Source organism: Actinoplanes sp. NPDC051411 (assembly GCF_040682075.1).
Classification (GTDB): Bacteria; Actinomycetota; Actinomycetes; order Mycobacteriales; family Micromonosporaceae; genus Actinoplanes.
In genome coordinates, this window is the sequence record NZ_JBFBAD010000278.1 from 1 (window position 1) to 2,277 (window position 2,277).

Genomic DNA, 2,277 nt, shown 5'->3' on the forward strand with positions numbered 1-2,277 from the left:
ACCCGCGCTGTCACCGGCAACCCCTGGATACCCGCCACCAGTTGACCGGAATACACATCCGAATCTTCAGGCACCTCAGGCACCTATCCAGTTACCGAACTTCAGCTCCGGATCATCTCCCGCCGAGCCCGCGCGGGAGGGCCCCGAGCGGCCCGGTGGGTCACTCCGGGGCGCAGCGGATTCCGACGGTCGTGATGTCTCCGGTGCCGACCAGTTCGCGGATCGCCCTGCGCCTGGAACCGGGTCGTGGCACCAGGAGCCGGTATCCGTGCAGCGCGCCAGGCGGCCGACCTCGTCAATGGCGAAAAGCAGGAAGGTCCACGAACGCGCCAACGATGCGCCACCCCGTCCCTGAGGTGGAGCTGACCGCGTTTTGGTCCGCTGGCCCCCGCGCGAGAGGATCGTGGCATGGGGGACTCGGCTATGCGGCTGCGGGTGACGCTGCTCGGCACCTTTCAGGTGGTGCGGGGTGAGCTCGCCGTGCCTGTCCCCGGGGCCCGGCTGCGCGGCCTGATCGTGCGGCTCGCCCTGGCCGGTGGTCGCGCCGTCGACCCGGGGGTGCTGGTCGGGGCGCTCTGGCCCGAGGAGCGCCCGGCCGACCCGGCCAACGCGCTGCAGTCCCTGGTTTCGCGGCTGCGCAAGCTGCTCGGTGCGGCCGGCACGGTCGTGCAGGTCGAGGGCGGCTACCGGCTCGACGTGGCCGCCGATGACGTCGACGCGCTGCGCTTCGAGCGGCTCGCCGCCGAGGGCCGCGATCTGCTGCGGGCCGGCCGCCCCGAGGCCGCGGTCCCGCTGCTCGGAGAGGCCGCGTCGCTGTGGAGCGGTGCCGGGGCGGACACGACAGGAATGGCCAAGGCGGCAGGCGCGGTGGCTCCGGCGGTCGCGACCCGGCTGGCCCGCACCGCCGCCGATGTGATCGCCGACCTCGCCGAGGCCGAGACCGCACTGGGCGCGGCCGACGTCGCGTCGACCCGGCTGGCCACCCGGCTGGCCGAGCATCCGGCCGACGAGCGGGCCGCCGCCCTGCTGATGGACGCGCTCGCCGCCCAGGGCCGCCAGGCCGAGGCGCTCGCCGTTTTCGAACGGGTGCGCGAGTCTTTGGCCGACGAGCTGGGCGCCGACCCGGGTGCCGCCCTGCGCGAGCGCCACCTGCGCCTGCTGCGCGCCGAGCCGCCCCGGGAAAGGACCAAGCCGCCCTGGGAAAGGACCAAGCCGCCCCGGGAAAGGACCCAGCCACCCCGGGAAAAGGCCAAGCCGCCCCGGGAAAGGACCGAGCCACCCCGGGAAAAGGCGGAAACCCAGCCGGACAAGCCTCCGACCAACCTGCCCGCCTCGCTGACCAGCTTCATCGGGCGCGACGACGACCTCGCCCGGATCGACACGCTGCTGGCCGGCGGGCGCCTGGTCACGGTGCTCGGGCCGGGCGGCGCCGGCAAGACCCGGCTCGCGCTCGAGGCCGGCCGCCGCCACCGGCACGAATACCGCGACGGCACCTGGCTGGTCGATCTCTCGTCGGTGACCGAGCCGGCCAAGGTCGGCGCGGCCGTGCTGGCCGCCCTGGGCCTGCGCGGCGCCTCGATTTTCGAGGGCGGCCGCATCCTGGCCGAGGGCGGCGAGCTGGAGGTGCTGGTCGACGCGCTCGGCGGGCGGGAGACGTTGCTGCTGGTCGACAACTGCGAGCATCTGGTCGACGCGGTCGCGCACCTGACCGCGGCGCTGCTGTCCCAGTGTGCCGGGGTGCGGGTGCTGGCGACCAGCCGGGAACCGCTCGCGGTCGACGGCGAGGCGCTGGTGCCGCTCGGGCCGCTGACACTGCCCGAGGCCGACGCGAGCGCCGAGGAGGCCCGGCGGACTGCCGCGGTGCGGCTTTTCGCGGAGCGGGCTTCCGCCGTACGCCCGGGGTTCGACGTCGACCCGGACACGGTCGCCGAGGTGCTCCGCATCGTGCGCGGGCTCGACGGCATGCCGTTGGCGCTGGAGCTGGCGGCGGCCCGCCTGCGTACGCTGTCGCTCGGCGAGCTGGCGGCCGGGCTCGGCGACCGGTTCCGGCTGCTCACCAGCGGCAGCCGCACCGCCTATCCCCGCCACCGCACGCTGCGGGCCGTCATCGCCTGGAGCTGGGATCTGCTGGGCGAGCACGAGCGTACGCTCGCGGAGCGCGTCTCGGTCCTGCCCGGCGGCGTCTCGGTGGGCGCGGCCCCCGCGGTGTGGGCCGGCGGCGCGGGGCCGGTGGGGGGGGGCCCCGGGCGCCGCGCCGGGGGGGGCGGCCGGGCGGGG

The 2,277-nt window shown here is 75.5% G+C and carries 1 protein-coding gene; it reads left to right on the forward strand.

Translation table 11 applies throughout. From position 1 onward, the window contains the following. Positions 1-408: 408 nt before the first annotated feature. On the forward strand, positions 409-2,277 hold a 1,869-nt coding region (locus AB0M88_RS53170), incomplete at its 3' end, for a BTAD domain-containing putative transcriptional regulator (protein WP_364116290.1).